27 protein-coding genes are annotated in these 26968 nt (G+C 66.0%); 17 read left to right on the top strand and 10 right to left on the bottom strand.

All coding sequences use genetic code 11. The features are described from left to right. Positions 1 to 40 precede the first annotated feature (40 nt). The 8 genes from mpl (at position 41) to mtgA (ending at position 8578) form a co-directional block, all read left to right on the top strand. Positions 41 to 1438 carry a UDP-N-acetylmuramate:L-alanyl-gamma-D-glutamyl-meso-diaminopimelate ligase gene (gene mpl / locus AC1RQC_RS08625; protein WP_492882957.1) on the top strand — a complete coding sequence of 466 codons (1398 nt, stop codon included), beginning with the start codon at positions 41 to 43 and terminating at the stop codon, positions 1436 to 1438. A gap of 12 nt (positions 1439 to 1450) precedes the next feature. Beyond that, positions 1451 to 2089, top strand: a complete 639-nt coding sequence (locus tag AC1RQC_RS08620; RefSeq protein WP_492372926.1) for a YqiA/YcfP family alpha/beta fold hydrolase — start codon at positions 1451 to 1453, stop codon at positions 2087 to 2089. 7 nt (positions 2090 to 2096) lie between these two features. Next, the gene (locus AC1RQC_RS08615; protein ID WP_492808005.1) at positions 2097 to 2738 is read left to right on the top strand and encodes a chorismate--pyruvate lyase family protein; all 642 of its coding nucleotides are present in this window, start codon (positions 2097 to 2099) and stop codon (positions 2736 to 2738) included. 28 nt (positions 2739 to 2766) lie between these two features. After that, positions 2767 to 3507, top strand: a complete 741-nt coding sequence (fabG, locus tag AC1RQC_RS08610) for a 3-oxoacyl-ACP reductase FabG (RefSeq protein ID WP_492372928.1) — start codon at positions 2767 to 2769, stop codon at positions 3505 to 3507. Positions 3508 to 3690: 183 nt separating this feature from the next. Next, on the top strand, positions 3691 to 5859 hold the full coding sequence (locus AC1RQC_RS08605) for a ribonuclease catalytic domain-containing protein (protein ID WP_492882955.1): 2169 nt from the start codon (positions 3691 to 3693) through the stop codon (positions 5857 to 5859). A 162-nt stretch (positions 5860 to 6021) separates the two neighbouring features. Beyond that, complete coding sequence (locus AC1RQC_RS08600; protein ID WP_492883016.1) at positions 6022 to 6891, top strand: energy transducer TonB; 870 nt, start codon at positions 6022 to 6024, stop codon at positions 6889 to 6891. A gap of 17 nt (positions 6892 to 6908) precedes the next feature. Next, entirely contained in the window at positions 6909 to 7784 is an 876-nt protein-coding gene (aroE, locus tag AC1RQC_RS08595) for a shikimate dehydrogenase (protein WP_492882953.1), read from the top strand. A gap of 92 nt (positions 7785 to 7876) precedes the next feature. Beyond that, on the top strand, positions 7877 to 8578 hold the full coding sequence (gene mtgA / locus AC1RQC_RS08590; RefSeq protein WP_492883014.1) for a monofunctional biosynthetic peptidoglycan transglycosylase: 702 nt from the start codon (positions 7877 to 7879) through the stop codon (positions 8576 to 8578). 39 nt (positions 8579 to 8617) lie between these two features. On the opposite strand, the gene corA is transcribed toward mtgA, so the two are convergent. Both corA and AC1RQC_RS08580 read right to left on the bottom strand, forming a co-directional pair. Further along, positions 8618 to 9580, bottom strand: coding sequence for a magnesium/cobalt transporter CorA (corA, locus tag AC1RQC_RS08585; protein WP_043349592.1), 963 nt, complete (start codon positions 9578 to 9580; stop codon positions 8618 to 8620). Between the two features lie 500 nt (positions 9581 to 10080). Beyond that, entirely contained in the window at positions 10081 to 10209 is a 129-nt protein-coding gene (locus AC1RQC_RS08580; protein ID WP_492372931.1) for a hypothetical protein, read from the bottom strand. A 184-nt stretch (positions 10210 to 10393) separates the two neighbouring features. On the opposite strand from AC1RQC_RS08580, the gene pyrF reads away from it, so the two are divergent. Then, a complete protein-coding gene (gene pyrF, locus AC1RQC_RS08575; RefSeq protein ID WP_492372932.1) occupies positions 10394 to 11212 on the top strand; it encodes an orotidine-5'-phosphate decarboxylase in 819 nt (272 codons plus the stop codon). 48 nt (positions 11213 to 11260) lie between these two features. On the opposite strand, the gene AC1RQC_RS08570 is transcribed toward pyrF, so the two are convergent. The 3 genes from AC1RQC_RS08570 to thiL form a co-directional block, all read right to left on the bottom strand. Beyond that, positions 11261 to 11758, bottom strand: a complete 498-nt coding sequence (locus tag AC1RQC_RS08570; RefSeq protein ID WP_416049684.1) for a CinA family protein — start codon at positions 11756 to 11758, stop codon at positions 11261 to 11263. 40 nt (positions 11759 to 11798) lie between these two features. After that, complete coding sequence (locus AC1RQC_RS08565; RefSeq protein ID WP_492882951.1) at positions 11799 to 12365, bottom strand: phosphatidylglycerophosphatase A family protein; 567 nt, start codon at positions 12363 to 12365, stop codon at positions 11799 to 11801. 105 nt (positions 12366 to 12470) lie between these two features. Beyond that, positions 12471 to 13451: a thiamine-phosphate kinase gene (thiL, locus tag AC1RQC_RS08560; protein ID WP_492829133.1), complete on the bottom strand. Its 981-nt coding sequence runs from the start codon at positions 13449 to 13451 to the stop codon at positions 12471 to 12473. Between the two features lie 274 nt (positions 13452 to 13725). On the opposite strand from thiL, the gene AC1RQC_RS08555 reads away from it, so the two are divergent. The 3 genes from AC1RQC_RS08555 to AC1RQC_RS08545 all read left to right on the top strand — a co-directional run bounded on the left by AC1RQC_RS08555 (position 13726) and on the right by AC1RQC_RS08545 (position 17410). Next, positions 13726 to 16050 carry an NADP-dependent malic enzyme gene (locus AC1RQC_RS08555; RefSeq protein ID WP_492372934.1) on the top strand — a complete coding sequence of 775 codons (2325 nt, stop codon included), beginning with the start codon at positions 13726 to 13728 and terminating at the stop codon, positions 16048 to 16050. A gap of 407 nt (positions 16051 to 16457) precedes the next feature. After that, a complete protein-coding gene (locus AC1RQC_RS08550) occupies positions 16458 to 16814 on the top strand; it encodes a guanyl-specific ribonuclease (RefSeq protein ID WP_318230911.1) in 357 nt (118 codons plus the stop codon). Beyond that, positions 16811 to 17410, top strand: a complete 600-nt coding sequence (locus tag AC1RQC_RS08545) for a barstar family protein (RefSeq protein ID WP_492372935.1) — start codon at positions 16811 to 16813, stop codon at positions 17408 to 17410. Before AC1RQC_RS08550 ends, AC1RQC_RS08545 begins: the two co-directional genes overlap by 4 nt. A gap of 84 nt (positions 17411 to 17494) precedes the next feature. Here AC1RQC_RS08545 and AC1RQC_RS08540 read toward each other — a convergent pair whose 3' ends face one another. The 4 genes from AC1RQC_RS08540 to AC1RQC_RS08525 all read right to left on the bottom strand — a co-directional run bounded on the left by AC1RQC_RS08540 (position 17495) and on the right by AC1RQC_RS08525 (position 20245). Next, entirely contained in the window at positions 17495 to 18085 is a 591-nt protein-coding gene (locus AC1RQC_RS08540; RefSeq protein ID WP_492807995.1) for a YidB family protein, read from the bottom strand. Positions 18086 to 18137: 52 nt separating this feature from the next. Further along, on the bottom strand, positions 18138 to 18896 hold the full coding sequence (locus AC1RQC_RS08535; RefSeq protein ID WP_492882949.1) for a 16S rRNA (uracil(1498)-N(3))-methyltransferase: 759 nt from the start codon (positions 18894 to 18896) through the stop codon (positions 18138 to 18140). Further along, the gene (locus AC1RQC_RS08530; protein WP_174422983.1) at positions 18896 to 19336 is read right to left on the bottom strand and encodes a VOC family protein; all 441 of its coding nucleotides are present in this window, start codon (positions 19334 to 19336) and stop codon (positions 18896 to 18898) included. The genes AC1RQC_RS08535 and AC1RQC_RS08530 overlap by 1 nt, the downstream gene beginning before the upstream one ends. A gap of 72 nt (positions 19337 to 19408) precedes the next feature. Beyond that, positions 19409 to 20245 (bottom strand): spermine/spermidine synthase domain-containing protein, encoded by an 837-nt coding sequence (locus AC1RQC_RS08525; RefSeq protein ID WP_492882947.1) that lies wholly within the window; start codon positions 20243 to 20245, stop codon positions 19409 to 19411. Positions 20246 to 20375: 130 nt separating this feature from the next. Here AC1RQC_RS08525 and tkt point away from each other — a divergent pair, with 130 nt between their 5' ends. The 3 genes from tkt to AC1RQC_RS08510 all read left to right on the top strand — a co-directional run bounded on the left by tkt (position 20376) and on the right by AC1RQC_RS08510 (position 24781). After that, positions 20376 to 22412 (top strand): transketolase, encoded by a 2037-nt coding sequence (gene tkt, locus AC1RQC_RS08520; RefSeq protein WP_492882945.1) that lies wholly within the window; start codon positions 20376 to 20378, stop codon positions 22410 to 22412. Between the two features lie 97 nt (positions 22413 to 22509). Then, positions 22510 to 23508 carry a type I glyceraldehyde-3-phosphate dehydrogenase gene (gap, locus tag AC1RQC_RS08515; protein ID WP_043349563.1) on the top strand — a complete coding sequence of 333 codons (999 nt, stop codon included), beginning with the start codon at positions 22510 to 22512 and terminating at the stop codon, positions 23506 to 23508. 283 nt (positions 23509 to 23791) lie between these two features. Next, positions 23792 to 24781: a LysR family transcriptional regulator gene (locus tag AC1RQC_RS08510; RefSeq protein ID WP_150985932.1), complete on the top strand. Its 990-nt coding sequence runs from the start codon at positions 23792 to 23794 to the stop codon at positions 24779 to 24781. Between the two features lie 74 nt (positions 24782 to 24855). On the opposite strand, the gene fur is transcribed toward AC1RQC_RS08510, so the two are convergent. After that, a complete protein-coding gene (gene fur, locus AC1RQC_RS08505; protein ID WP_043349559.1) occupies positions 24856 to 25287 on the bottom strand; it encodes a ferric iron uptake transcriptional regulator in 432 nt (143 codons plus the stop codon). A gap of 199 nt (positions 25288 to 25486) precedes the next feature. On the opposite strand from fur, the gene AC1RQC_RS08500 reads away from it, so the two are divergent. Both AC1RQC_RS08500 and dapB read left to right on the top strand, forming a co-directional pair. Continuing rightward, on the top strand, positions 25487 to 26092 hold the full coding sequence (locus AC1RQC_RS08500) for an outer membrane protein assembly factor BamE (protein ID WP_492372939.1): 606 nt from the start codon (positions 25487 to 25489) through the stop codon (positions 26090 to 26092). Positions 26093 to 26155: 63 nt separating this feature from the next. After that, positions 26156 to 26953 (top strand): 4-hydroxy-tetrahydrodipicolinate reductase, encoded by a 798-nt coding sequence (gene dapB, locus AC1RQC_RS08495; protein WP_492882943.1) that lies wholly within the window; start codon positions 26156 to 26158, stop codon positions 26951 to 26953. Positions 26954 to 26968: the final 15 nt, after the last annotated feature.

The following is a 26968-nucleotide window of genomic DNA, read 5'->3' as shown; positions in this document are numbered from 1 at the left end:
ACCCGGCCCGGCCGCCCTGGCCCGCCCAATCCTAAATCCCATGCATATTCACATCCTTGGTATCTGCGGCACATTCATGGGCGGCCTCGCCGTGCTTGCCAAGCAGGCTGGCCACCGCGTCACCGGATGCGATGCCAATGTCTACCCGCCGATGAGCACGCAGCTCGAGGCGCAGGGCATTGAACTGATCGAGGGCTTCGATCCCGGCCAGCTAGCGCTGGAGCCGGACCTGTTCGTCATCGGCAATGTGGTGTCGCGCGGCAATCCGCTGATGGAGGCCATCCTCAACCGCAACCTGCCTTATGTCTCCGGCCCGCAGTGGCTCGGCGAGCATGTGCTGCGCGGCAAATGGACGCTGGCGGTGGCGGGCACCCACGGCAAGACCACCACCACCTCCATGCTGGCCTGGATCCTGGAAGATGCCGGCTACCAGCCGGGCTTCCTGGTGGGCGGCGTGCCGCAGAATTTTGGCGTGTCGGCGCGGGTGACCGAGTCCGACTTCTTCGTGATCGAGGCCGATGAGTACGATACGGCGTTCTTCGACAAGCGCAGCAAGTTTGTCCACTACCGTCCACGCACCGCCATCCTGAACAACCTGGAATACGATCACGCCGACATCTTCCCTGATCTTGCCGCCATCGAGACCCAGTTCCATCATCTGGTGCGCACCGTGCCGGAGCAGGGCCGGCTGATCGTCAACGGCTATGAGGAAAGCCTGGCGCGCGTGCTGGAGCGGGGCTGCTGGAGCGAGACCGAGCAATTTGGCATCGGCGACTGGCGTGCGGGCGAGCCCGCCGAAGGCGATGCCACCGGCGACGGCACGACCCAGGACAGTTTCGATGTCTGGTTCGGCAACGTGCTGCAAGGCCGGCTCCGCTGGGCCTTGCAAGGCACGCACAACCGGATGAATGCGCTGGCTGCGATTGCGGCCGCCCGCCATGTGGGCGTGCCAGCGCCGCAAGCCATCGATTCCTTGTCGCGCTTCGCGAATGTGAAGCGCCGCATGGAAGTGCGTGGCGTGGTCGATGGCATCACGGTCTATGACGACTTTGCCCACCATCCCACTGCGATCCAGACCACGCTCGACGGCCTGCGCAAGCGGGTTGGCGCGGCGCGCATCCTGGCGGTGCTGGAGCCGCGCTCCAACACCATGAAGCTGGGCGTGATGAAGGCGCAACTCCCGGCCAGCCTCGAGGCGGCAGACCTGGTGTTCGGGTATGGCGCGGCCAGCGGCAAGGATGCCCTGGGCTGGGACCTGGCCGAATCGCTGGCGCCGCTGGGCGAGCGCGCGGCCGCCTTCAGCGACCTTCCCGAGCTTGTCCGCGCGGTGCGAGCCACCGCGCGCCCGGGCGACCATGTGCTGGTCATGAGCAACGGCGGCTTCGGCGGCGTCCACCAGAAGCTGCTGGACGCCTTTGCCGCAGGTGCTTGCGCCTGAGCGGGGCCTGGCATGCTGCTATACCTGCACGGTTTCCGCTCATCTCCACAGTCCTTCAAGGCGCGCCTGGTCCAGGAGCGCATGCGTGAATGGGGCGTGGGACGCTATTACGCTTGCCCGGTGCTGAATGTGTCGCCGGCCCAGGCCATCGCCCAGGCCGAAGCGGCCATCGCGGCCTCGCAAGCCGGTGGCGCGCAGCCGCTCACCATCATCGGCTCCTCGCTGGGTGGCTTCTATGCGCGCTGGCTGGCCGAGCGCCACGGCTGCCGCGCTGTGCTCCTCAACCCGGCGGTGCATCCCTGGACCGACCTGGAGCGCCACCTGGGCGACCAGCCGCTCTGGCACGGTGGCGGCTCGGTGCGGGTGGAGCGCCACCATCTGGATGAACTGCTGGCGCTGCGGGTCGAGCCCATCACCCGGCCGCAGCGCTATTTCCTGATGGCTGCGACCGGCGACGAGGTGCTGGACTATCGCGAGATGCTGGCGGCCTTCCCCGGCGCGCACACGCGCGTCATCGAGGGCAGCGACCACGGCATCAGTGAATTTGCCGACTACGTCGACGAAGTCCTCGCTTTCTGCGGCTATGGACCCGATGGCCAGCTCAGCCAGGGCGACGCCATCGACCCCATCGATCCGGAGCCACGGGCATGAGCGCGGCATGAACGGGGCGCATCTGCGCCGCAGTGGTTGGCACGCCCATTTACCCGAAGATCCCGCCATCAGCGCCAACCTGCGCCGCTGGGTGACCGGTGATGGCTCGCTCACCGCCCGGCTGGTGGCAGCGTCGGACGCTTTCCGGGTGCGCCGCCTGGCGCAGCGCATTGAACTCGCCCTTGCCGATGAATGGCAGGCGCTGGGGCTGCCTGCCCGCCGCCGCGCGCTGGCGCGCGAGGTGCTGCTGATCTGTGACGGGGTGCCGGCCATCTTTGCCCATACCGTGGTGAAGCCCGACCATGCCCGGCGCGACTGGCCATTCCTGCGCGGCCTGGGCGAGCGCCCGCTGGGCGGCGCGCTGTTCGTCGATCCCCGCGTGCGGCGCGAGCCGTTTGCCTTTGCGCGCCTGCTTGCGCATCACCCGCTGCGGCGCCGGCTGGAACTAGCCGTGCCGGCCATGCGGGAGCTCGCTGCGTCATCGGTGTTGCCTGCGCGGCGTTCGGCCTTCCGGCGTGGCGACGGCGTCATGCTGGTGACCGAGGTATTCCTGCCCGACCTGCTGGCGCGGCCCGCGCCGGAACTGAGCGGCTCCAGGCAGAAGCCGCCAGGTAGCCATCCAGAGCAAGAATTTTCCCCAAATCGATAATCGCGACCAAGAACAAGAGACGACCACCATGAAATTGCAGGGACGTGTTGCCATCATCACCGGCGCTGCCGCCGGGATCGGTTTTGCCACCGCGCAGCGCTTTGCCGCGGAAGGTGCGCTGGTGGTGCTTTGCGACGTGCAGGAGGAGCGCGTGCGCGCTGCCGCCGAGACGCTCGCCGCTTCTGGCGCCACCGTGAGCGCCCACAAGGTCGACGTGACGCGCCGCGACGAGGTCGACGCCATGGTGGCGGCCACGCTGGCCAAGCACGGCCGCATCGACATCCTCGTCAATAACGCAGGCATCACCAAGGATGCACGCCTGACCAAGATGACCGAAGTCCAGTTCGACGCGGTGATCGACGTCAATCTCAAGGGCGTCTTCAACTGCGCCCAGGCCGTGGCCGACATCATGGCCGAGCAGGGCAAAGGTGTGATTCTCAATGCCTCCAGCGTGGTTGGCCTGTACGGTAACTTCGGCCAGACCAACTATGCGGCGAGCAAGTTCGGTGTGATCGGCTTCACCAAGACGTGGGCGCGCGAGCTGGGCCCCAAGGGCGTGCGCGTCAACGCGGTGTGCCCGGGTTTCGTCGCCACCGAGATCCTGCGGACCGTGCCGGAGAAGGTGCTGGACGGCATGAAATCGTCTTGCTGGCTGCGCCGTCTGGCAGAGCCGGCCGAAATCGCCAGCATCTACACCTTCCTTGCCAGCGACGATGCCAGCTACGTCAATGGCGTGGCGATCGAGGCCAGCGGCGGCATGTCGCTGTAACAGCCCGCCCTGCGCCGGGCTTGCCGCCGGCGCGGTGCGGTATCATCTCAGGTCCGGTTGCCGCCTTGCCTGAAGGCGGCCTTGCACCATTTCTCTCACCGGGCCGTTCCCGCAGGCGTGACAAAGCGCCAGGGTGCTTGGTTTGCCAAGTGCGGTTCCCGGCATTTCTGAAAGTACCGATCCATGCAGTTGCTGTTCGAAGAAGGCGGCGAGATTCGCGCCGGCACCGTGCTGACCCAGCAGGGCGAGTCGTACCAGGTGGAGCTGCCCGCGGGCAAGCGCACCAAGGTCAAGTCGCGCGACGTATTGCTGCAGTTCGCGCAGCCGTCGGCGATCGAGCTGTTGCGCCAGACCGCCGACCTGGTCGGCGAGGTCGACCTGGAATTCCTGTGGGAATGCGCATCGGAGGACGAGTTCGGCTTTGTCGACCTGGCGGCCGAGTACTACGGCGCGGGTGCGAGCGTGGTGCAGCAAGCCGCGCTGGCGCAGACGCTGCACGGCAATCCGGTCTATTTCCGCCGCAAGGGCCGCGGGCGCTACCAGCGTGCGCCGGAAGACCAGTTGAAGGCTGCGCTCGCCGCGCTCGAGCGCAAGAAGCAGCAAGCCCTGGTGCAGGCCGAGTACGAAAACCAGCTCAAGGCCCTGACTCTGCCCGATGCGTTCCGCGGCAAGGCACTGCAACTGCTGTTCAAGCCCGACAAGAACAGCCTCGAATACAAGGCGATGGACGCCGCTTGCACCGCGCTAGGCATGTCGCCGATGCGGCTGATGGTGGCGGTGGGCGGCATTGCCAGCCCGCGCGCGCTGCATGAGGCCAAGTTCCTCTCCGAGTGCTTCCCCAAGGGCACCGGCTTTCCCGACGTGGCCGTGCCGGAACCCGCCGGCGAACTGCCGCGCGCGGATGTGGAGGCGTTCTCCATCGATGACGTCACCACCACGGAGATCGATGATGCGCTGTCGGTCACGCCGCTGGACGGTGGCAAGATCCGCGTGGGCATCCATATCGCGGCGCCCGGCCTGGGCATCCGCCGTGGCGAGCCGCTCGACGCCGTGGCGCGCCATCGCTTGTCGACAGTCTATTTCCCCGGCGACAAGATCACCATGCTGCCGGATTCGGTGGTGGAGCGCTACACGCTGCAGGAAGGGCGCGAGTGCCCGGCCCTGTCGCTGTACGTGGTCTACGACCCGGCCCTGCAGATGATCGTCAGCAGCGAGACCCGCGCCGAGCTGGTCAAGATCGCGGCCAACCTGCGCCACAACCTGCTTGAGGATGTGGTGACCGAGGCCGCGCTGGCTGCCGGCACCGGCGACTACCTGTTCCGCGACGCGCTGACCCAGCTGTTCCATTTCTCCGGCTGGCTGCACGACGAACGCCAGAAGGCGCGTCTGGCCAGCGGGCTGCGTCCCGAGTCGCACAACCGCGCCGACTACAGCTTCTACATCGACCTGCTGGAAGATGGCGGCGAACGCGTGCGCATCGAGCAGCGCCGCCGCGGCTCCCCGCTCGACAAGATCGTCGCCGAGCTGATGATCCTGGCCAACAGCACCTGGGGCAAGCTGCTTGCCGACAACGGTGTGCCGGGCATCTACCGCACGCAGAAGGCCTGGGGCATGAACCGCACCCGCATGCAGACCTACCCGGCGCCCCATGAGGGGCTGGGCGTGGCGCAATACGCGTGGAGCACCTCGCCGCTGCGCCGCTATGTCGACCTGGTCAACCAGTGGCAGATCCTGGCAGTCGCCCAGCATGGCATCACGGCCAAGCTGGTGGCGCCGTTCAAGCCCAAGGATTCGGACCTGCTGGCCGCGGTGGCCGATTTCGAAGGCACCTACGCTGCCTATGCCGACCACCAGTCGACCATGGAGCGCTACTGGTGCCTGCGCTGGCTGCAGCAGGAAAAGCGCGAGCGCCTGATGGGCTCGGTGCTCAAGGAAGGCGCGGTGCGCTTTGCCGAGATCCCGCTGGTCACGCGCGTGCCGGAGTTGATGCAGGCGTCGCGCGGCACCCAGGTGCTGCTGGAGATCGGCGCGATCGACGAGATCTCGCTGGAAGTGTCATGCCGGGTCCTGGAGGTGTTTGCCGGCGAAGGCGAGCTGCCGCAGGAGGAGATGGAGCGGGACGACGAAGCCGGTGAAGTGTCGGCGCAAGCCGCCGCTGAAGCCGCGGCCGAGGAGGCTGCCGAAGCCGCTGCCGAGGGTGCGGCCGAAGGGGCAACTGAAGGGGCAACCGAAGGTGAGGTTGACGCTGCGGCCGGGGAAGCCGGCGATGACGAAGCCGCGAGTGCTGCAGCTGCCACAAGCGAAGGCGCTGCGTCGGACACACGCGACACCGGCACCGGCGGCGCAGGCTGAGTTCCTCGGAAAAAACGAGGCGCTCCCTTACAATCGCAGTCTGACCCCGGGGTCCCACGGACCCCGGCCCCAGTCTCGCCCGATCGACGCTTCCCAGCCAACGTCCCGCCCATCGTGAAAGCCGCTTTTTCTCCCCGCCAGTGGTGGAACGCCAGCAGCACGATGGCCAAGGCGCTGGTCGTCTCGTTGCTGGCCCATGCCTTGCTGCTGACCGTGCGCGTCGTGGCGCCGGAGGCGTTCGAGATCAAGCGCACCGACGCCGCGCTCGATGTGGTGCTGGTCAATTCCAAATCGGCGCAGCGCCCGCAGAACCCCACCGTGCTGGCCCAGGCCAACCTCGACGGCGGTGGCGAGCACGACCAGCAGCGCGCCACCACGCCGCTGCCGGCACAGACCGTCACCAAGGACGGCGACCTGGTGCGCCAGATGCAGCGCCGCGTGGAGCGGATGGAGCAGGAGCAGCAGCGCCTGATGACGCAGTCGCGCGAAGCCGCGCCGTCCGTGCACAGCCAGCCGCTCAAGCCAGGCCAGCAGCGCGTGGAAAACCCGCTGCGCGGCCAGGACGAACGCACCTCGCTCGACGAGATGGCCAAGCTCGAAGCCGAGATCGGCCGCAACCTCGAGCAATACGCCAAGCGGCCCAAGCGCTACCAGCTCACCGCCACCAGCGCGCAGGAAGTGGAATACGCGCAGTACTACGACCGCCTGCGCCAGAAGATCGAAGCGCGCGGCACCACCGATTTCCCCCAGCGCAATGGCAAGCCGATCTACGGGCAACTGATCCTGGTGATCAACGTCAACCGGCAGGGCCGGCTTGGCTATAACCGCGATGGCTACAACATCGACGCCATTGACGTGGTCAAGAGCTCGGGCGATCCCGTGCTGGACCGCCAGGCGGTTGCCATCGTGCGGGCGGCGGCGCCGTTCGGCGGGTTCACGGCGCAGATGCAGGCGCGCCAGGATATTCTCGAAGTGATCTCCACATTCAAGTTTTCGCGCAGTGGGCTGGAAACTCGCCTGCAGTCCCGATGACGCCATCACCTGACACTATGCAATCCCAGACTCCCGCCGACCGTTACGTCGTGATCGGCAACCCCGTCGCGCACAGCCGCTCTCCCGCCATCCATGCCGCATTTGCGCAGCAGACCGGCGAGGCCGTCGAGTACGAGCGCCTGCTGGCGCCGCTCGATGGGTTCGTCGCCACCGTGCGCGCCTTCTTCGACGGCGGCGGCCACGGCCTGAACGTGACCGTGCCGTTCAAGCTCGAAGCCTACGACCTCGCCGAGCGCCTGACGCCGCGCGCCGAGAGCGCGGGCGCGGTCAACACCATGTGGATCGAGGACGGCGTGATCCACGGCGACAACACCGACGGTGTCGGCCTCACGCGCGACATCGAGGTCAACCTCGATACCTTGCTTGAAGGCAAGCGCATCCTGTTGCTGGGCGCGGGCGGCGCCGCCATGGGCGCCATGCTGCCGCTGATCGCCTGCCGGCCGGATCGCATCGTGGTGGCCAACCGCACGCCGCAGCGCGCCAGCGATATCCTGGAAAACGTGGCCCAGCAAGCGGACGAGTACGGCGTGGAACTGTGGGGCGGTGGTTTTGACGCCCTGGCGGGTTTGACCGATGAAGACGCCTGCGACGTGGTCATCAACGCCACCAGCAGCAGCCTGCAGGGCGAGTTGCCGCCGGTGCCGGCGGAACTGCTGGGCAAGGACGTGCTCGCCTACGACATGATGTACGGCGCGGCGCCCACCGTATTCCTGAAGTTCGCCGCCCAATGTGGCGCGCGCACCAGTGACGGGCTGGGCATGCTGGTCGAGCAGGCCGCCGAGGCCTTTTACAACTGGCGGGGTGTGCGGCCCGCCACCGCGCCCGTGCTGGCAACGCTGCGCGCGGCGCTGCAGGCCGAAGCCGCGCGCTAAAGCGCAGGCCGGCTGGCTCGAACATGGCTGAGCGCAAGCACACCGCCCGTCCCGGGGCGGCTCAAGGCGGCAGGGGCGGCGGCCTCAACCCGCTGCGCTGGCTCGCCTACCTGCTTGGCACGCTGATCGCCGGCGTGCTGGCCATGCAGGTGTATTTCTTCCTGCAGATCGCTGCCTGGCAAACCGTGAACCCGTCATCCACGGCGTTCATGCGGGCCGAGCAGTGGCGTCTGTGCGGCTTCAGGTTCTGGAGCTGCCAGGTGGACCGCCGCTGGGTCGGCTATGACGATATCTCCCGCAACCTCAAGCGCGCGGTGATCGCCAGCGAGGACGCCGACTTCGTCAACCATCCCGGCTACGAACTCGATTCCATGCTCGATGCCTGGGAGCGCAACAAGAAGCGCGGGCATATCGTGCGTGGCGGCTCCACCATCACGCAGCAACTGGCCAAGAACCTCTTCCTTTCGTCCGAGCAGCACTACCTGCGCAAAGGCCAGGAGCTGGCCGTTACCTGGATGCTCGAGTTCTGGCTCGACAAGCAGCGTATCTACGAGATCTATTTGAATTCGGTGGAGTGGGGCGAGGGCGTGTTCGGCGTGGAGGCCGCGGCCCAGCATTATTTCAAGACCAGCGCCGCCAGGCTGAGTGTGGGCCAGGCTGCACGCCTGGCCGCGGCGCTGCCGGCGCCAAAGTGCTTCGACAAGAAGGAGTACTGCGCCAATGTGCGCGTGAACTTCAAGGTCAAGGCCAACATCATCGCGCGCCGCATGGGCGCGGCCACGCTGCCCGACTGAGTCCGGGGCAGCGCAGTTCAGGCGCCGATCAGGTACCGTTCAGCTTAGCCAGCCCTTGCGCTTGAAGTACACCAGCGGGATCGCCGCCGACACGGCCATCAGCCCGATGGCCCAAGGATAACCCGCGGCCCAGTCCAGCTCCGGCATGAACTTGAAGTTCATGCCGTAGATGCTGGCGATCAGCGTGGGCGGCATCAGCGCCACCGAGACCACCGAGAACAGCTTGATGATCTTGTTCTGGTTGATGTTGATGAAACCGACCGTGGCGTCCATCAGGAAGTTGATCTTGTCGAACAGGAACGCGGTGTGGTTCTCGATGGAGTCGATGTCGCGCAGGATCTGGCGGGCTTCGTCCTGCTGCTCGGCCGACAGCAGCTGGCTGCGCATCAGGAAGGAGACCGCGCGGCGCGTGTCCATCACGTTGCGGCGGATGCGGCCGTTCAAGTCTTCTTCGCGGGCGATGGTTTCCAGCACGTCGGCCGCCGCGGCATCGGTCACGTTCTCCGCCAGCACGCGCTTGCTGGCTTCCTCCAGCCGCTCGTAGACTTCCTCGATGGAGTCTGCCGAATATTCCGCATCGGTGGCGTACAGGTCCATCAGCACGTCCTTGGCGTTGCGCACCGAGCCCGGGCGCATGCGGGCGCGCAACCGCACCAGCCGGAACACCGGCAGGTCCTCGTCGTGAATGGAGAACAGCACGTCGCGCGTGAGCACGAACGCCACGCGCACGTTGCGCGAGATGTCTTCCTCGTCGAGCAGGAAGTCGGTGCGGATATGGATGTTCTCGTCCTCGCCCTCGAAGTAGCGGGCCGAGGCTTCCAGGTCACCCAGGTCTTCCAGCTCGGGCAAGGCTACGCCGTAGGCTTCCTTGATCCAGGCGAGTTCCTCGTCATCGGGGCTGATGACATCGATCCAGATTGGCTTGTGCTGCAGAAGTTCATTGCGATCGTCGACCTGCTCCTGTGCGAGCCGGCCTTTCTGCAGGACGAACAGGTTGATCATCCCAGGGCTTCCTTGTTGCGTTTGGCGAAGAAACGCGCAGGCTTGGCTCGCCGGCCATGGGGCGAGCCCATGCTTCGCGCGAAAACGGCGAAGCACAGGGCCGCTGGCAAGCGTGATCGCGCTGTGCGCTCGAAGGGCGCGCAAGGCGATGGCGTTTGCCGTTCATGGCTGGCAAGCCGGGGGAGGGATTAGTCCGGGACGAAGCGGCGCGCGGCGGCGGCCGTCAGGGACACGGAAGAACACTCACCCGCAGTATGTGCTGCGGGCGAGTCCGACGAGGCGGTGGAGCGGGATAAAGCCGGCTCCGGCGGTCGTCGTTACGCAGCCCGCAGTGACATGGCATTCGGTGCGATCGCAATCTGGCTGCGGCAACACGAACACCCGATGCTACTGCCCACGTAGTTTCTCCGGGATTATGATGGCCGCGAGTGTAGCCCAACGAGGGGGGGATTGTTAAGTGAAATGTGGGTGAATGGGAGGCGCCGGCGCGCAGTGCGTTGTTATGCCGCCCGCGCGCTTTGGCGCCAGCGCCGCAATAGGGGCACGAGCAGCAGGAAGGGCAGCGTGGCCACCAGCATCCGGAAGCTCGGCACGCCGATCGGCATCTCGATCTGGCTGCATTTCATCATTTGCGTGCGCAGGCCCCGGCCGGCCGCTGTGTGCGACGCCGCTCTTTGTATCGAGGAAGAACGGCAGAAGAGAGCACGCAGCGGGTAAAATCGCAGGAACGACTGTTGCCGCGGGGGAGCGCCGACCCGGCTTGACAAGCCCGGCGCGCAGCCGACGCGGCCGACCCAGATTAGCGAGCATCCCATGACCTTCACCGAGCAGCTGGCTGCAGCCTGGCAGCGCAACGATTCCCTCCTCTGCGTCGGGCTAGACCCTGACCCGGGCAAGCTGCCCCTGTCCATGACGGGCACGGGCGGTGCGATCTTCTCTTTTTGCCGCGAGATCGTCGACGCCACCGCCGACCTGGTCTGCGCCTTCAAGCCGCAGATCGCCTATTTCGCGGCGCAGCGCGCCGAAGACCAGCTCGAGCAGTTGATCGCCTATATCCATGACGCCCACCCCGGGATTCCCGTGATCCTGGACGCCAAGCGCGGCGACATCGGCTCGACCGCGCAGCAGTACGCCATCGAAGCCTTCGAGCGTTACCGGGCGGACGCTGTCACGGTCAATCCCTATATGGGCCTGGATTCGCTGGAGCCGTACCTGGCCTATGCGGATCGCGGCGTGATCGTGCTGTGCCGCACCTCCAACCCGGGCGGCTCCGACGTGCAATTCCTGCCGGTGGATGGCAAGCCGGTGTACCAGGTGGTGGCCGAGGCGGCCGCCACGCGCTGGAATACCAATGGACAGATGGCGCTGGTGGTGGGGGCGACCTTCCCCGCGGAGATTGCCAAGGTGCGCGAGATCGTGGGCGACATGCCGCTGCTGATCCCCGGCATCGGCGCCCAGGGCGGAGATATCGAGGCCACCGTCCGCGCGGGGCGCACCGGCGCTGGCGCCGGCATGATGATCAATTCGTCGCGCGCCATCCTCTACGCCAGCCGCGAGAAGGATTTCGCGGCGGCCGCGCGCAACGTCGCGTTGCAGACGCGCGAAACCATCAATCGCTTCCGCCAGGGCTGAACCGCCGCATTGCCGGCGGATTGCTGGCCGCCGCGCGTGCCTGAGCCCTCAGGCCTCGTTGCGGACCAGCTCGAGCAGGCCGCGAATCGCGTATTCCGCAGCCTGGCGGCGGATTTGCTGCCGGTCGCCGCGATAGCGCTGCGTTTCCACCTTGGTGGTGATGCGGTTGCTCCAGCCGAAGCACACCATGCCCACGGGCTTTTCCGGCGTACCGCCGGTTGGCCCGGCCACGCCGGTGATCGACAGCGCCACCTGGGCGCGGCTGTTGAGCAGGGCCCCTTCGGCCATGGCGCGCGCCACTTCCTCGCTGACCGCGCCATGATCGCGAATCAGCTTGGCTGGCACGCCCAGCATGGTCGACTTGGCCTCGTTCGAGTACGTGACGAAGCCCCGCTCGAACCACCCTGACGAACCCGATACATCGGTAATGGCGGCGGCCACCAGGCCGCCCGTGCAGGATTCCGCGGTGGCGAGCAACAGCGACTTCTCGTTCAGGGAGATTCCGACCTGGACGGCGAGTTGGTCGAGCAAGCGGCTGACGGGCATGATGGCGGATTCAGTAGATAGGTTGGGGGGGAGTCGCCGATCACAGCGAACGCCACAGGGCGAACACCAGCAGCGTGTAGAAGGCGGCCATGATGTCGTCGAACATCACGCCGAAGCCGCCGCGCAGGCCGGGTCCCTTGAGCGTACGGTCGAGATGCCCGATGGGCGCTGGCTTGACGATATCGAACAGGCGGAACCACAGGAACGCCGCAAGCTGGCCCCAGAAACCGGTCGGCATGACGAAGGCCATGACCAGCCAGAACGCCACGATCTCGTCCCAGACCATGCTGCCGTGGTCAAACACGCCCATGTCGCGCGCGGTGCGCGCGCAGGCCCAGAGCCCCAGCACGAAGCCGCCGACGATCAGCCACAGCCAGGTTTCCGGCTGCACCCACATCGAGATCACCAGGTAGGACAGCCATGCGTACAGCGTGCCGACCGTGCCAGGCCCGACTGGCGATAGTCCCGAGCCGAAGCCCAGCGCGATCAGGTGAGCAGGGTGCGAGAGCATGAAACGCGCCGTAGGGCGCGTGACCCTGGCGGCCTGGCCAGCTTCCAGGGTCAGGGCGGGATCGTGCGCGGTAGGCCCGGGCGGGTAGGCGGACATCAGGGATTGGCTCGTCTGGTTCGGATGGGATTGTGCCGGACGGCGTGTCCGGGCAGGGTCTGGCGCCCCGCATGGCTGCATGATGACACGGCGCACGCAAGCTTGTCAGGGGGAAGCGAAGTGGTCGAAGCTGGTGCCGTTGTAAGCGCTCGGATTACCGTCGCGGTCAACCAGGCGCAGGCCAGCCTCGGACGTGATCGCGCCGACGCGCGTCAGGGCCAGGCCGAGCCGCGCGCCGATGGCGGCAATGTGGTCGCGCTCACCCACGGGCGCGGTAAAGCAGAGTTCGTAATCGTCTCCGCCGGCCAGGGTGCATTCCAGCTGGCGCGCCTCCGGCTGGCTGGCCAGCACCGTCGAGCGGGGCAGGGCGTCCACGTCGAGCAGGGCGCCGACCTGGGAGCGCTCCAGGATATGGCCGAGGTCGCCGACCAGGCCGTCGGAAATATCGAGTGCCGCATGCGCCACACCGCGAAGTGCCATGCCCAGCGCGATGCGCGGCGTTGGCGTGTCCATGCGCGGGCGCACCTGGCTGAAGTCCGGTTCGGGCAGCAGCCATTCGCCACGGAAGTCGCCCAGCGCCAGGCGGGCATCGCCAAGCGTGCCGGAGACCCAGATATCGTCGCCGGGGCGTGCGGCATCGCGTCGCAGTGCCTTATGCACAGGTACGTCGCCGAACACTGTCAGGCTCAGCGTCAGCGGGCCGCGCGTGGTGTCGCCGCCGATCAGCTCGCAGCCGTGGGCGTCTGCCAGTTCCAGCATGCCGGCGGCCAGTTCGGACAGCCATGCGGCTTGCGCATCGGGCAGCGCCAGCGCTAGTGTGAAGGCGCGGGGCTCGGCACCCATGGCCGCCAGGTCGGACAGGTTGACCGCCAGCGCCTTGTGCCCAAGTGAGCGCGGCGCCACGTCCGGAAAGAAGTGCCGCCCGCTGACCAGCATGTCGGTGCTGATGGCAAGGTGGTGTCCGGGGCGCCCTTCAATCAGCGCGCAATCGTCGCCCACGCCCAGTACCGCCTTTTGCGCGGGCCGGGTAAAGAAGCGGCGGATCAGGTCGAACTCGGAGAGCTGGGCGCTGGAGGAATCGGGCATGAAGGGAGTCGGGGCGGCGGAGATTCTGCGAAGGGCCAGGGAAACCTCGCCGGGTCGCGGCCGCTGCGGGTTTCGCCCTGCTGTTCAGCGCTGGCGGCATGCGGCATATTGTACCGAAACGCAAAGGTGCCTCGCGCAAAACGCTTATTGTGAAATAATATTTCACAATATAAAATGCCAGGTTCCAAAGGAAGAGACTGCGGGTACGTGGAGCCGACCCGCCATTTCGTGTCCCATACGTGATTAACGGCTCCACCGACCGGAAGATGCGCCGATGACCAGTCCCCAGCAGCCCACGCCCCAAGACGACCTGAAGCAGCAGCAGCGTGAGGCGCTGCGCAAAGCTGCCCTGGAATATCACGAGTTTCCGACCCCGGGCAAGATCTCTGTTACGCCGACCAAGCCGCTGTCCAACCAGCGTGACCTGGCCCTGGCGTACTCGCCGGGCGTGGCCTACGCGTGCGAGGAAATCGTCGCCGATCCGCTCAATGCATTCCGCTACACCGCGCGCGGCAACCTGGTCGGCGTGATCACCAACGGCACCGCGGTGCTGGGCCTGGGTGATATCGGCCCGGCGGCTTCCAAGCCGGTGATGGAAGGCAAGGCGGGCCTGTTCAAGAAGTTCGCCGGCATCGACGTGTTCGACATCGAACTCGACGAGAAGGACCCCGAGAAGCTGGTGCAGATCATCGCCGCGCTCGAGCCCACCTTCGGCGGCATCAACCTGGAAGACATCAAGGCACCCGAGTGCTTCTACGTTGAGCGCAAGCTGCGCGAGCGCATGAAGATTCCCGTCTTCCACGATGACCAGCATGGCACCGCCATCGTGGTCGGCGCGGCTGTGGTCAATGGCTTGACCGTGGTCGGCAAAGATATCAGCAAGGTCAAGCTGGTGGCTTCCGGCGCGGGCGCTGCGGCGCTGGCTTGCCTGGACCTGCTGCTCGACCTCGGCATGAAGATCGAGAACATCTGGGTGACCGACCTGGCGGGCGTGGTCTATGAAGGCCGCGCTGAGCTGATGGACCCGGAAAAGGCCCGCTTTGCGCAAAAGACCGACAAGCGCAAGCTGGCAGAAGTGATCGATGGCGCCGATATTTTCCTGGGCCTGTCCGCTGCCGGCGTGCTCAAGCAGGACATGGTCCAGCGCATGGCCGACAAGCCGCTGGTGCTGGCCCTGGCCAACCCCAACCCGGAAATCCTGCCGGAGCTGGTCAAGGAAGTCCGTCCGGACGCGGTGATCGCCACCGGCCGTACCGATTACCCGAACCAGGTCAACAACGTCCTGTGCTTCCCCTTCATCTTCCGCGGCGCGCTGGACTGCGGCGCCACCACCATCACGCGTGAGATGGAAGTCGCCGCGGCGCATGCGATTGCGGAACTGGCCCGCCAGGAGCAGAGCGACATCGTCGCCACCGCCTATGGCATACAGGACCTGTCCTTCGGCCCCGAGTACCTGATTCCCAAGCCGTTCGATCCGCGCCTGATCGTCAAGATCGCGCCGGCGGTGGCCGAGGCCGCCATGAAGTCCGGCGTGGCCGCGCGCCCCATCAAGGACATGGACGCGTACCGCCTGCAGCTGCAGCAGTTCGTGTACCACTCCGGCACCCTGATGAAGCCGATCTACGCGGCTGCCCGCCAGGTCGACATGGAGAAGAAGCGCATCGTCTTCGCCGAGGGCGAGGAAGAGCGTGTGCTGCGCGCGGTGCAGGTGATCGTCGACGAAAAGCTGGCCAACCCGATCCTGGTCGGCCGCCCGGCCGTCATCGCCCACCGCATCGAGCGCTTTGGCCTGCGCCTGCGCGGCGGCATCGACTTCACCGTGGTCAACCCGGAACACGATGCACGTTTCCGCGACTACTCCGAGGCGTACTTCAAGATGATGGCCCGCCAGGGCATCACCCAGCAGTACGCCAAGCTGGAAATGCGCCGCCGCACCACGCTGATCGGCGCGATGCTGGTCAAGCAGGGCGAGGCCGATGGCATGATCTGCGGCACGGTCAGCACGACTGCCGCGCACCTGCGCTACATCGACCAGATCCTGGGTGGCACCAACGAGGTGTATGCGGCGATGAACGGGCTGGTCCTGCCGGGCCGGCAGATCTTCCTGGTCGACACCCACGTCAACATCGACCCGACCGCTGGCCAGCTGGCCGAGATCACCCTGATGGCCGCCGAAGAGCTCAAGCGCTTCGGCATCGTCCCCAAGGTGGCGCTGGTGTCGCACTCCAACTTCGGCACATCCGAAGCGCCTTCGGCGCAGAAAATGCGCGAAACCCTGGCGATCCTGCGCGAGCGCGCCCCGGATCTCGAGGTGGATGGCGAGATGCATGGCGATTGCGCGCTGGACCCGAAGCTGCGTGACACGCTGGTGCCGGACGGCACCCTCAAGGGCGAGGCCAACCTGCTGGTGTGCCCGAATATCGACGCTGCCAACATCGCCTACAACCTGCTCAAGGTCGCGGCGGGCAACAATGTGGCGATCGGGCCGATCCTGCTTGGCGTCAAGGCGCCTGTCCACATCCTGACGCCTTCGGCCACGGTGCGGCGTATCGTCAATATGACGTCGCTGGTGGTGGTGGACGCGGCAGCCAAGCGCTAAACCCCTGTCAGTCTTGAAAAGCCGGGCTTGCCCGGCTTTTTTATTGTCTTTTTACTGCCGCCGGCACCCCGTCAGTGTGTGCACACATTTTCTTAACATGTTGAAACAATTGAGGTTTTCCACTCCGTCCGGGGGCGGGGATTGATTATTTATTAGCATGGGCGTAACCTTATGCCTTTGAAGTACGCGCTCGTTACACGCGCGACGACGCTGTCGATTTACGCGCAGGCCGTCCGGGGCGCAGGCAAAATGGGCAGTTTAGGTGGCGCGGCAACCGCGCAGCGGCGCCGGGATCGTTTGGTTGGTGTCCTCAAATCAAGACAAGCAACGTGGGTTCCCAGATTCCTTTGACGCAGCGCGCATCACAATGGATTTCAGTCGCCGGTCTGGCGCGAGTGGCAAGCCGGGTGCTGGCAGGCGTGGCGTTGTCGTGCGCGCTGGCGCAGCCGGTGCTGGCACGCCAGGCGGCCGATGACGGCACGGGAACCATCGCAGTACAACAGTTGCCCAACGAGGCACAGTCCACGTTGGAGCGGATCGAAGCGGGTGGCCCGTTTCCCTACGCCAAGGATGGCTCGAGGTTCGGCAACTACGAGCGCGCCCTGCCGCAAAGGTCGCGCAATTACTACCGCGAATACACGGTGAAGACAAATAGCCGAAATCGAGGAGCACGACGGATCGTATGTGGCGGTGATCAACGCGCCACCAACGACTGTTACTACACGGACGACCACTACAACAGTTTCAAACGGATAGCCAAATGATGACTGACATTTTCGGACTGGGCGACGCCCTTGCCGCCCGCGAAGAGCGCGGCGCCGGAGATGGCTGGCAGCGGGCCCAGACCCAGGCCCAGAATCTTTACGACAACGTGTTGACGATGCCCCGCAACGAGCTCTCGCAACAAACGCCGCTCGCACCCGTTCCCGCAGCCGGCACTGACGGCAGCCAAGAGGGAGCCATGACCCTGTTCAAGACGGTGCGTCCAAACATCGTCCAGTCGATCCGCGCGTTTCGCGTGCCCGAACTCGCGCAGGCCGCGGTGGAGCTGGGCCAGCATTTCCTGTATGCGAACTGCGCACACTGCCAGAGCAAGGCGGAAGTGCTGGAAACCATCGCCACCAACTTCCTCTTTCCCAAGCATTTCGGCAAGAATTTCGATGCGTTGGCCGATTGCCTGACCGACCTGATCTACAAGGCGGGCCCGCAGCCCGGCTTCGTGATCGTGCTCGAAGGCCTGCCGATTGCGCAGAAGTTCGACAAGGAAGGGCGCGAGGTTTTGCTCGATGTGTTCCGTGATGCGGCCGAGTTCTGGGCCGAGCGCAAGGTGCAGTTCCGCGTGTTCTACTCCTTCGCCTGAGCGCCAGCCGCCTGTAGCGAAGACAGCATGATAAAAAAAGGCCCGCTAGCAGCGGGCCTTTTGCTTTGCCGGCAGGGCGCGGGGTTACGCCGCCGGCGGTACCTGGCCTTGCGGCGTCAGCTTGTCGATCAGCTCCGGCAGCCCTTCGCTGAGATGGGCTGCGACATCGTCCTGGGACAGGCCCGTCTTTTCGGCCAGGCTCTCCAGCGCGCCGGTACCACCCAGTGCGCTGGCCAGCGCGGACGGCGAGACCGCCTGGTTGGCGCCGGTGCCGATCCACGAGTTGACCTGTTCGCCCAGGCCCGCCTGGGCCAGGACCTGCTGCAAGGCGCCGATGCCGCCGGCCGCCGCGCCCAGCGCGGGCGCGCCGCCGGCCTGGCCGCCCAGCAGCCCGCCGAGCAATCCGCCCAGATCGAGGCCGCCTGGTGCGCCACCGGCCGCGCCGCCGCCCATCAGGCCGCCGAGCAGTCCGCCAAGGCCGCCGAGGCCTCCCGCGCCTGCCGAGGCCGGATCCTGCGCGCCGCCGCCGCTGCTGTCCCCGCCCTTATGGCGCATGGCCAGCATGGCCAGCAGCCCCAGCGCCATCATCATCTTGGGGTTCAGGCCGCCAGCGCCCGCGTCGCCGCTGCCGCGCTGCCCGAGCACTCCGCCCAGCACGCTATCGAGTAGTCCCATGATCGACTCCTTCCGGTGAGTGTGGCGCCGGGCCGGGATGGCCCGGGTGCCGTCAAAATCCGCCCAGTACCGCGTTGAGCGTGGCCAGGCAGGCAAGCCCGGCTGTTTCTGTACGCAAGATGCGCGGCCCGAGTGACACGCCCGTGAAACCGGCGCGCAGCGCCGCCGCCTCCTCGTCCGGCGCCAGCCCGCCTTCGGGCCCGATCAGCAGTGTCACGCCGCGGTCCAGCAATGCATTGCGCTGCTCGGTGGCAAACGATACCAGCGACTGCGAGGCCCGCGGCGATACCAGCAGCCGTGCCCCTTCTTGGGCCGCGGCAGGCTTTGCCTGCAGGCCCAGCCAGGATTCCACGTTAGCGACCGGTGCGACCTCCGGCAAGCGATTGCGCCCACATTGCTCGCATGCGGCCTCGACCAGCGCCTGCCAGTGCGCCTGGCGTTTCTGCGCCCGCTCTCCCGAGAGCCGGACCACGGAGCGGGCCGCCTGCAGCGGCTGGATGGCGGCAACGCCAAGCTCGACGGATTTCTCGATCAGCCAGTCCATCTTGTCGCCGCCCGCCAGCCCCTGCGCCAGCGTGACGCGGAACGGCGGCTCGGCCTCGAACGGATCGTGGCTGCCGATCCGCGCCAGCGCATGGCGCTTGCCGATTTCGACCAGGGTAGCCGCATGGCTGCCGCCGCGCCCGTCGAACAGGGTGATGTCGTCGCCTGGGTTGAGCCGCAGCACCTGGACATGGCGCACCACGGCTTCAGGCAACGGCATGTCGGTCTCGGCGGCCAACGTGGCATCAATGAAAAAGCGAGGCGGCATCAGGCGGATCCGTCCTCGTTCTTGCCGGCGGCTTTGTCCACCGGCTTGCCGAAGCCCCAGCGGTAGCCATCGGGATCCTCGACCATGCAGTAGCGGTCGCCCCAGAACTGGTCGGCGGGCGCCATCAGGCTGACCGCGCCGGCGGCGACGGCGCGCGCGTGCATGGCATCGACGTCGTCGCAGTAGACGTAGAACGTCTGCGGGCATTCGACGCCGAGCGAGCGGGGCGCGCGCGCGGTGCTGCCCCAGGCGCCTTCGGGCGCGAACATCACGACGAGCTCGCCCTGGTAGTGCATCTCGGCGTGGGTCGGCACACCGTTTTCGTCGACCACGTTCCCCGCGCTGAAACCGAAGGCGCGGTGATAGAAGTCGAGCGCGCTGCGCCCGTTGCCCACCGTCAGGTAGGGGGTGAGCCAGGGGGTGTTGGCCGGTCTTGTCATGATCGTCTCCTGGTTACGGGAAGCCGCGCGGGGCTTGCCTGGGCGGCAAGACTCGCGGTGCGAGCGAGCATCTTACGCGGGTGCGCAGGCGCTGTCGAAAAGCGCCTGCAGGTGCAGGGGCAGGGCGAACAAGGCCGGATGGAGCGCGGCGTGGTAGCAGCGCAGCTTGCGGTCGAGCTTCCAGGCGCGCAGCCGCTCATCGAGCTGCGCGGCATCGGCGCCGCGCACGTCGAGGGTGTCGCTGGCCAGCGCGATGGCCCATTGCGCGCCGTAGACGGGGATGAAGGTGGTGATGGGGTGGACTTGCGCAAAGCACTGCCGCAAGCGCGCGGCGAGCACGCGGACCGAATCGGGGCGGTGTTCCGGCGGGCCAAGGTGCAGGGACAGCGCGCCGCCGGGCGCCAGGCAGCGCCGGGCGGTTTGCAGGCCGTGGTTGGAAAAGAGCGCAGCCGCCGGGCTGCCGTCGTCGGCCTCGGTCAGATCGAATACGATCAGGTCGAACTGCCGCCCCGCACGGCCAAAGGCTTCCATCAAGCCCAGCGCGTCGCCAATGGCGAGGTGCACGCGTGGATCCTCGAAGGCGCCCTGGTGGATGCCGTCCAGCCAGGCCCGGGCCAGCGTCACGACATCGGGGTCGAGTTCGGCCACCACCACCTCGCGCATGAAGGGCAGGCGCAGCAATTCATGCGCCGAGCCGCCGTCGCCGCCACCCACCACCAGCGCGGAGCGTGCCGTGCCATGGGCCACGGCCATGGGGTGCACCATCAGCTCATGCTGGATGAAGGCGTCCGCTTCCGCGCTCATGATGCGGCCATCGAGGCGGAAGATCCGGCCAAAGCGGGGATGCTCGCCAATCTCGATTTGCTGGTACGGCGAGCGCATTGCCGCGAGCAGCCGAATCTGGCCCAAGGTGGTGCCAACGCCTGGGGAAAGCCATTCGGTCCATTGCAGATGGCCGCCAGGCGGGGCCGCCGGGTGGCCTAACTCCCCCCTTTGATCTGGTAAAATTGCGCTTTTCCCGCCGCCAGGTTCCCGCCGCATGTCTCACCTCGCTCATCCCGCCGCCAGTCCGCACGCTTCGCAGCCCGTCCAACTCATGGCCAACGCCATCCGCGTCCTGGCCATGGACGCCGTCCAGCAGGCCAATTCAGGCCACCCCGGCATGCCGATGGGCATGGCGGATATCGCGGTTGCGCTGTGGGGCCGTCATCTGAAGCATAACCCGAGCAACCCCAAGTGGGCTGACCGCGACCGCTTCGTGCTGTCCAACGGCCACGGCTCGATGCTGCTTTATGCGCTGCTGCACCTGACCGGCTACGACCTGCCCTTGGCCGAACTGAAGAACTTCCGCCAGATGCACAGCAAGACGGCAGGCCACCCGGAATACGGCATCACCCCGGGCGTGGAAACCACCACCGGCCCGCTGGGCCAAGGCCTGACCAATGCGGTCGGCATGGCGCTGGCTGAACGCCTGCTGGGCGAGGAATTCAACCGCCCGGGCTTCGACATCGTCAACCACCACACCTATGTGTTCCTGGGAGACGGCTGCCTGATGGAAGGCATCAGCCACGAGGCCTGCTCGCTGGCCGGCACGCTCAAGCTGAACAAGCTGGTCGCGCTCTGGGACGACAACGGCATCTCGATCGACGGCGACGTGGTGCACTGGTTCGCCGACGACACCCCGAAGCGTTTCGAAGCCTACGGCTGGAATGTGATTCGCGCGGTGGACGGCCATGACGCCGCCGCCGTGGATGCCGCCGTCGCCGAAGCCAAGCACAGCGACCGTCCGACCCTGATCTGCTGCCGTACCCTGATCGGCAAGGGCGCGCCCAACAAGGAAGGCGGCCACGATGTGCATGGCGCGCCGCTTGGTGGCGCCGAAATCCTGGCCACGCGCGAGGCGCTGGGCTGGGCCCACGCCCCGTTCGAACTCCCGGCCGAAGTCTATACGGCATGGGATGCGAAGGCCCGCGGCGGTTCGCTGGAAAAGGCCTGGAACGCGCTGTTCGAGGCTTATGCGGAGCGCTTCCCGTACGAAGCCGGCGAATTCCAGCGCCGCATGCGCGGCGAGCTGCCCGGCGCGTTTGACGCTGCCGTGGACGCTTTCCTGGCCAAGTGCGAGGAAAAGGCGGAAACCATCGCTACCCGCAAGGCCAGCCAGAACACCATCGAGGCGCTCGCGCCGGTGCTGCCGGAATTCCTGGGTGGCTCGGCCGACCTGACCGGCTCCAACCTGACCAACTGGTCCGGCAGCAAGGCCGTGCGCGGCGATGCCTGGGGCAACCACATCAACTACGGCGTGCGCGAGTTCGGCATGAGCGCCATCATGAACGGCATCACGCTGCATGGTGGCTACATCCCCTACGGCGGCACCTTCCTGACCTTCTCCGACTACAGCCGCAATGCCCTGCGCATGGCGGCGCTGATGAAGATCCGCACGCTGTTCGTGTTCACCCACGACTCCATCGGCCTGGGCGAAGACGGCCCGACCCACCAGTCGATCGAACACGTCGCCAGCCTGCGCCTGATCCCCAATATGGATGTGTGGCGTACCGCCGACACTACCGAAACCGCGGTGGCCTGGGCCCAGGCCGTGCGCCGCGAGAACGGCCCGAGCTGCCTGATTTTCAGCCGCCAGAACCTGCCGTTCCAGACGCGCGACGACGCCACCCGCGCCAATATCGCGCGGGGCGGCTACGTGCTGCGCGCCGGCAACAATCCCAAGACCGGCCGTCCGGATGCCGTGATCATCGCCACCGGCTCGGAAGTCGGCCTGGCCGTGGGTGCCGCAGAGCAACTGGCTGCTGACGGCGTGCACGTGCGCGTGGTCTCGGTGCCGGCAACCACGGTATTCGACAAGCAGGACGCCGCCTACAAGGCTTCGGTGCTGCCGGCCGGCGTGCCGCGCGTGGCGGTCGAGGCAGGCGTGACGGACTTCTGGTGGAAGTACCAGGTCCAGGCCGTGGTGGGCATCGACACCTTCGGCGAATCGGCTCCCGCTGGCGTATTGTTCAAGCACTTCGGCTTCACGGTCGAGAACGTCGTGCGCACCGTGCGCGACACCCTCGGTCAGTAACAGGTATTCCCGGGCCCGCGCAGCGGTCGACTCGGCCGCGCGGGCCGGCAGACGCTTTCCCGCATCCATCGATCGTTAGCCTACTCAGGAGATAAACATGACCATCAAGATCGGCATCAACGGCTTCGGCCGCATCGGGCGCATGGTGTTCCGCGCCGCCGCCGCCAACTTCAAGGAAATCGAAGTCGTCGGCATCAACGACCTGCTCGAGCCCGACTACCTGGCTTACATGCTGAAGTACGACTCGGTGCACGGCCGCTTTGACGGCGAAGTGTCGGTCGACGGCAACACCCTGATCGTCAATGGCAAGAAAATCCGCCTGACCGCAGTCAAGGACCCGTCCGAACTGAAGTGGGGCGAGATCGGCGCCGACGTGGTGATCGAATCCACCGGCATCTTCCTGACCAAGGAAGGCGCGCAGAAGCACATCGACGCGGGCGCCAAGAAGGTGATCATGTCGGCACCGTCCAAGGATGACACCCCGATGTTCGTGTACGGCGTGAACCACGGCACGTACAAGGGCGAAGCGATCATCTCCAACGCCAGCTGCACCACCAACTGCCTGGCGCCGGTCGCCAAGGTGCTGAACGACAAGTGGGGCATCAAGCGCGGCCTGATGACCACCGTGCACGCCACCACCGCCACGCAAAAGACCGTCGACGGCCCCTCCAACAAGGACTGGCGCGGTGGCCGCGGCATCCTGGAAAACATCATCCCGTCGAGCACTGGCGCTGCCAAGGCCGTGGGCGTGGTGATTCCCGAGCTGAACAAGAAGCTGACCGGCATGTCGTTCCGCGTGCCGACCTCCGACGTGTCGGTGGTCGACCTGACCGTCGAACTGGAAAAGGGTGCCACCTACGCCGAGATCTGCGCCGAAATGAAGGCACAGAGCCAGGGCGCGCTCAAGGGCGTGCTGGGCTACACCGAAGACAAGGTGGTTGCCACGGATTTCCGCGGCGATGCACGCACCTCGATCTTCGACGCGGAAGCCGGCATCGCGCTGGACTCGACCTTCGTCAAGATCGTGAGCTGGTACGACAACGAGTGGGGCTATTCCAACAAGGTGCTGGAAATGGCTCGCGTGGTCGCCAAGTAAGTTTGCCGGGATAGGTTGGTTTGCGCACGGAACAAGGCGGCATTCCCTGGGATACCGCCTTGTCGTCTGCTTGCAACTCCAGCTATCGGAAGCCTAGGCGGGTCCTTTTGCCAGGATCCTGGCAAAAGGACGAAGGCCGGCACGGTGCAAGGGGCTGGCGCGGAATTCCTGTTCCGTTCCCCGCTTTGCTCTTACACTGTGAAAGTGCTGGAAACACCGATGTGCAGCCAATGCAAGTGACGATACGGTCATTCCCAATTCCCAATCCAACCTGGGTGAGATCATGGTGAATGTGGATACCAAGCTGCTCGTGATTTTTACCGAGCTGCTCAGCAAGCGAAACGCGACCTATGTCGCGGAAAAAATGCATATGACCGCACCTGCGGTTTCGCATTCGCTGGGCCGCCTTCGCGAGATTTTCGACGATCCCCTCTTCATCCGCGTGCCGCACGGCCTGACGCCGACACCGCGAGCCCTGGAACTGGGGCCGAAGATTCGCGACATGCTGGACCTGTGGTCCTCGATCAACGAGGGCGACGCCGATAATTTCGACCCCGCCACCGCCACCGGCACCCTTAACATCGGCTTTGCCGCCGAGCTGGGCGATACGGTCTTCAACCGCTTTATCCTGCGCATCAAGCAACTGGCGCCGGAGTTGCATATCAAGCTGGTCGAATCCCATTCCTGGGAGTCGGATGTGGCCGCCATGCGCGGCAACGAGCTGGACCTGGCGTTCTCGCCATTCCCGACCCGGCACCCCGAAATCGTGGAAGAGATGGTGACGTCGCTCAACCTCTGGGTTTGCGCGCGTAAAAACCATCCTGTGCTCAAGGGCACCTGCACGCTCGAGCAGTATCTCGACTGCGGCCACATCTTCATGGCGCATTCCGGCGGCAATGGCCGTCCGGCACCGTCGCTGATCCCGCTGGACTACGCGTTGCAGCAGCGCGGGCTAAAGCGCAATGCCACGCTGACGGTGCATTCCTGGCGCGCACAGTCGGAGCTGGCCGCGCAGACCGACATGATCTTCACGGTCAATGCGCTGACCAAGGACATGGCTTGCGAGACCTACGGCCTCAAGGCCTTCCCCTTGCCGGCGGAACTTAACACCACGCTGGGCCTGAACATGTTCTGGCACCGCAGCCGCAACACCCACCCGATGCTGGTGTGGGCACGCGGGCTGTTCCGCCAGGTCGTGGGCGAATTCGTCGGCGTGCCGGCGGTTGCGCGCGGCCTGCACATCGTTGCCGAGCAGGATCATACGGAATCGTAAAGCAGGCTTGAAATGAAAAAAACCGGCGCTGGCGCCGGTTTTTTTATGTTCGCGCGGCAGGCCCCGTCGCAGGCTTAGCGCTTGGGCCGGTGGGGGCACTCGTGCTTGGTGCAGCTGCCATAGAGCGACAATGCGTGTTCTTGCAGCGCGAAGCCGCGCTCGGTTGCGATGCTTTGCTGGCGACGCTCGATCTCGGAGTCGTAGAATTCCTCCACGCGGCCGCAATCGATGCAGACCAGGTGGTCGTGATGCTTGCCTTCATTCAGCTCGAAAATGGCTTTGCCGGATTCGAAGTTGTTGCGCGACAGCAGTCCAGCCTGCTCGAACTGGGTCAGCACGCGATAGACGGTCGCAAGGCCGATATCCATTTGTTCGTTGAGCAGGATGCGGTAAACGTCTTCAGCGCTGAGGTGGCGCTGCTCGCTGGTCTGGAAGATCTCGAGGATCTTCAGACGCGGTACGGTCGCTTTAAGACCGATATTTTTGAGGTCCGCCGGACTCGGCATGGGCGTGACTCCCTAGAGTACAATGTCTGGATAGTTGAATCATAAGGGTTTTGGCGGCAAAAGTCGCCCCGGCGGTTGCCCGGGGCTCGGTCACCTGCCCTAGGCTGCGCTCGCGATGATCCATCGCCGCTGCCGCCTCATGGTAAGCGCCGTGAGGGCCTGAATCGGCACTTTTCTCTCCCTTCTAGAAGCGAGATACATGCGTTCATTTCGTTCGTCCGCCATGCGTCCGACGCTGGTTACTACTGTGCTGGCTGCAGCTACCCTGCTAACGGCTGCGTGCTCCACCTATGACAATACGTCGCGCAAGGTCGCCAACGCGATCACGCCGTACCGTATCAATATCGTGCAAGGCAACTTTGTCTCGCGTGAAGCTGCCGCGCAGTTGCGTGAAGGCATGACGCGCGAGCAGGTCAAGTTCCTGCTCGGCACGCCGCTGCTGGCCGATGTGTTCCACGGCAATCGCTGGGACTACGTGTTCTCGTTCCGCCGCGGCAATACGCCGGTGGTGCAGCAGCGCCGCTATACCGTGTTCTTCGATGGCGACAAGCTGGTCAAGTTCGGTGGCGACGAGCTGCCGTCCGAATACGAGCTGATTGCCGAAATCGACGGCATGAAGGCCATGCAGGCGGGCAAGGTACCGACGCCCAAGGCACCGGCCGAGACCGTTGCCGCGGCTTCGGAAGCGGCTGCAGCCCCGGCCGCAGCCACGGATGCCGCTCCCGCCGCAGCGCCTGCGCCGGCAGCGCCGGCTGCCGCAGCCTCATCCGCCGAGGCCGGTGGCCCCGCCAGCCCGACCAACTGAGCCTTCAGGCCCGAATGCCGGCCGCGTCACGCGGCCGGCTTGTATTTTGACTGCTGACACGCCATGAATATCGCCATCGCAGGTGCCTCCGGCCGCATGGGCCGTATGCTGATCGAACACGTACTCGCCACCGAAGGCGTCACCCTGTCGGGCGCGCTGGATGTGCCGGGCGCCCCGGCGCTGGGCCAGGATGCCGGGCTGCTGCTGGGCCGCACCACGGGCGTGGTGATCACCTCGGATATCGAGACTGCCCTCGCTGGCGCCGACTGCCTGATCGACTTCACCCGGCCCGAGGGCACGCTCGTGCACCTGGCAGCGGCCAAGCGCCTGGGCGTCAAGGTGGTCACCGGCACCACCGGGTTTGACGACGCCGGCCGTGCCGCCATCGCCGAGGCTGCCAAGCACATCGGCGTAGTGTTCTCCGCCAATATGAGCGTGGGCGTCAATGCCACGTTCAAGCTGCTGGAAGTTGCCGCCAAGCTGCTGTCTTCCGGCTACGACATCGAAGTCATCGAGGCGCACCACCGCCATAAGGTAGATGCCCCGTCGGGCACCGCGCTGGCGATGGGCGAGGTGGTGGCCAAGGCATTGGGCCGCGATCTGAAGACCTGCGGCGTGTTTGCCCGCGAAGGCCACACCGGCCCGCGCGACCCCAATTCCATCGGCTTTGCCACCGTGCGCGGCGGCGATATCGTGGGCGACCACACCGTGATGTTCGCCGGCACCGGCGAGCGCATCGAGATCACGCACAAGTCGTCCAGCCGTCAGTCGTATGCCGAGGGCGCGCTACGCGCGGCGCGCTTTCTCGCCGACAAGCCCACCGGGCTGTTCGACATGCAGGACGTGCTTGGCCTGAGGTAAGGCCCCCGGCACGCC

It is taken from the genome of Cupriavidus sp. GW822-FHT03E04, from assembly GCF_058801495.1.
Note: the sequence above shows the minus strand (reverse complement) of the source record. Positions and strands in the feature narration are given on the sequence as shown.

What these genes read in the sequence shown, in the direction of transcription:
- AC1RQC_RS08615 (WP_492808005.1), top strand. Translation starts at nt 2,097, where the DNA reads ATGAACGGGGCGCATCTGCGCCGCAGTGGTTGGCACGCCCATTTACCC.
- aroE (WP_492882953.1), top strand. Translation starts at nt 6,909, where the DNA reads ATGCAATCCCAGACTCCCGCCGACCGTTACGTCGTGATCGGCAACCCC.
- AC1RQC_RS08545 (WP_492372935.1), top strand. Translation starts at nt 16,811, where the DNA reads ATGATGACTGACATTTTCGGACTGGGCGACGCCCTTGCCGCCCGCGAA.
- AC1RQC_RS08555 (WP_492372934.1), top strand. Translation starts at nt 13,726, where the DNA reads ATGACCAGTCCCCAGCAGCCCACGCCCCAAGACGACCTGAAGCAGCAG.
- corA (WP_043349592.1), bottom strand. Translation starts at nt 9,580, where the DNA reads ATGATCAACCTGTTCGTCCTGCAGAAAGGCCGGCTCGCACAGGAGCAG.
- tkt (WP_492882945.1), top strand. Translation starts at nt 20,376, where the DNA reads ATGTCTCACCTCGCTCATCCCGCCGCCAGTCCGCACGCTTCGCAGCCC.
- fabG (WP_492372928.1), top strand. Translation starts at nt 2,767, where the DNA reads ATGAAATTGCAGGGACGTGTTGCCATCATCACCGGCGCTGCCGCCGGG.
- AC1RQC_RS08500 (WP_492372939.1), top strand. Translation starts at nt 25,487, where the DNA reads ATGCGTTCATTTCGTTCGTCCGCCATGCGTCCGACGCTGGTTACTACT.
- AC1RQC_RS08620 (WP_492372926.1), top strand. Translation starts at nt 1,451, where the DNA reads ATGCTGCTATACCTGCACGGTTTCCGCTCATCTCCACAGTCCTTCAAG.
- mpl (WP_492882957.1), top strand. Translation starts at nt 41, where the DNA reads ATGCATATTCACATCCTTGGTATCTGCGGCACATTCATGGGCGGCCTC.
- AC1RQC_RS08510 (WP_150985932.1), top strand. Translation starts at nt 23,792, where the DNA reads ATGGTGAATGTGGATACCAAGCTGCTCGTGATTTTTACCGAGCTGCTC.
- pyrF (WP_492372932.1), top strand. Translation starts at nt 10,394, where the DNA reads ATGACCTTCACCGAGCAGCTGGCTGCAGCCTGGCAGCGCAACGATTCC.
- AC1RQC_RS08605 (WP_492882955.1), top strand. Translation starts at nt 3,691, where the DNA reads ATGCAGTTGCTGTTCGAAGAAGGCGGCGAGATTCGCGCCGGCACCGTG.
- gap (WP_043349563.1), top strand. Translation starts at nt 22,510, where the DNA reads ATGACCATCAAGATCGGCATCAACGGCTTCGGCCGCATCGGGCGCATG.
- AC1RQC_RS08530 (WP_174422983.1), bottom strand. Translation starts at nt 19,336, where the DNA reads ATGACAAGACCGGCCAACACCCCCTGGCTCACCCCCTACCTGACGGTG.
- AC1RQC_RS08540 (WP_492807995.1), bottom strand. Translation starts at nt 18,085, where the DNA reads ATGGGACTACTCGATAGCGTGCTGGGCGGAGTGCTCGGGCAGCGCGGC.
- AC1RQC_RS08570 (WP_416049684.1), bottom strand. Translation starts at nt 11,758, where the DNA reads ATGCCCGTCAGCCGCTTGCTCGACCAACTCGCCGTCCAGGTCGGAATC.
- AC1RQC_RS08535 (WP_492882949.1), bottom strand. Translation starts at nt 18,896, where the DNA reads ATGCCGCCTCGCTTTTTCATTGATGCCACGTTGGCCGCCGAGACCGAC.
- AC1RQC_RS08600 (WP_492883016.1), top strand. Translation starts at nt 6,022, where the DNA reads ATGGCCAAGGCGCTGGTCGTCTCGTTGCTGGCCCATGCCTTGCTGCTG.
- fur (WP_043349559.1), bottom strand. Translation starts at nt 25,287, where the DNA reads ATGCCGAGTCCGGCGGACCTCAAAAATATCGGTCTTAAAGCGACCGTA.
- thiL (WP_492829133.1), bottom strand. Translation starts at nt 13,451, where the DNA reads ATGCCCGATTCCTCCAGCGCCCAGCTCTCCGAGTTCGACCTGATCCGC.
- AC1RQC_RS08565 (WP_492882951.1), bottom strand. Translation starts at nt 12,365, where the DNA reads ATGTCCGCCTACCCGCCCGGGCCTACCGCGCACGATCCCGCCCTGACC.
- dapB (WP_492882943.1), top strand. Translation starts at nt 26,156, where the DNA reads ATGAATATCGCCATCGCAGGTGCCTCCGGCCGCATGGGCCGTATGCTG.
- AC1RQC_RS08580 (WP_492372931.1), bottom strand. Translation starts at nt 10,209, where the DNA reads ATGATGAAATGCAGCCAGATCGAGATGCCGATCGGCGTGCCGAGCTTC.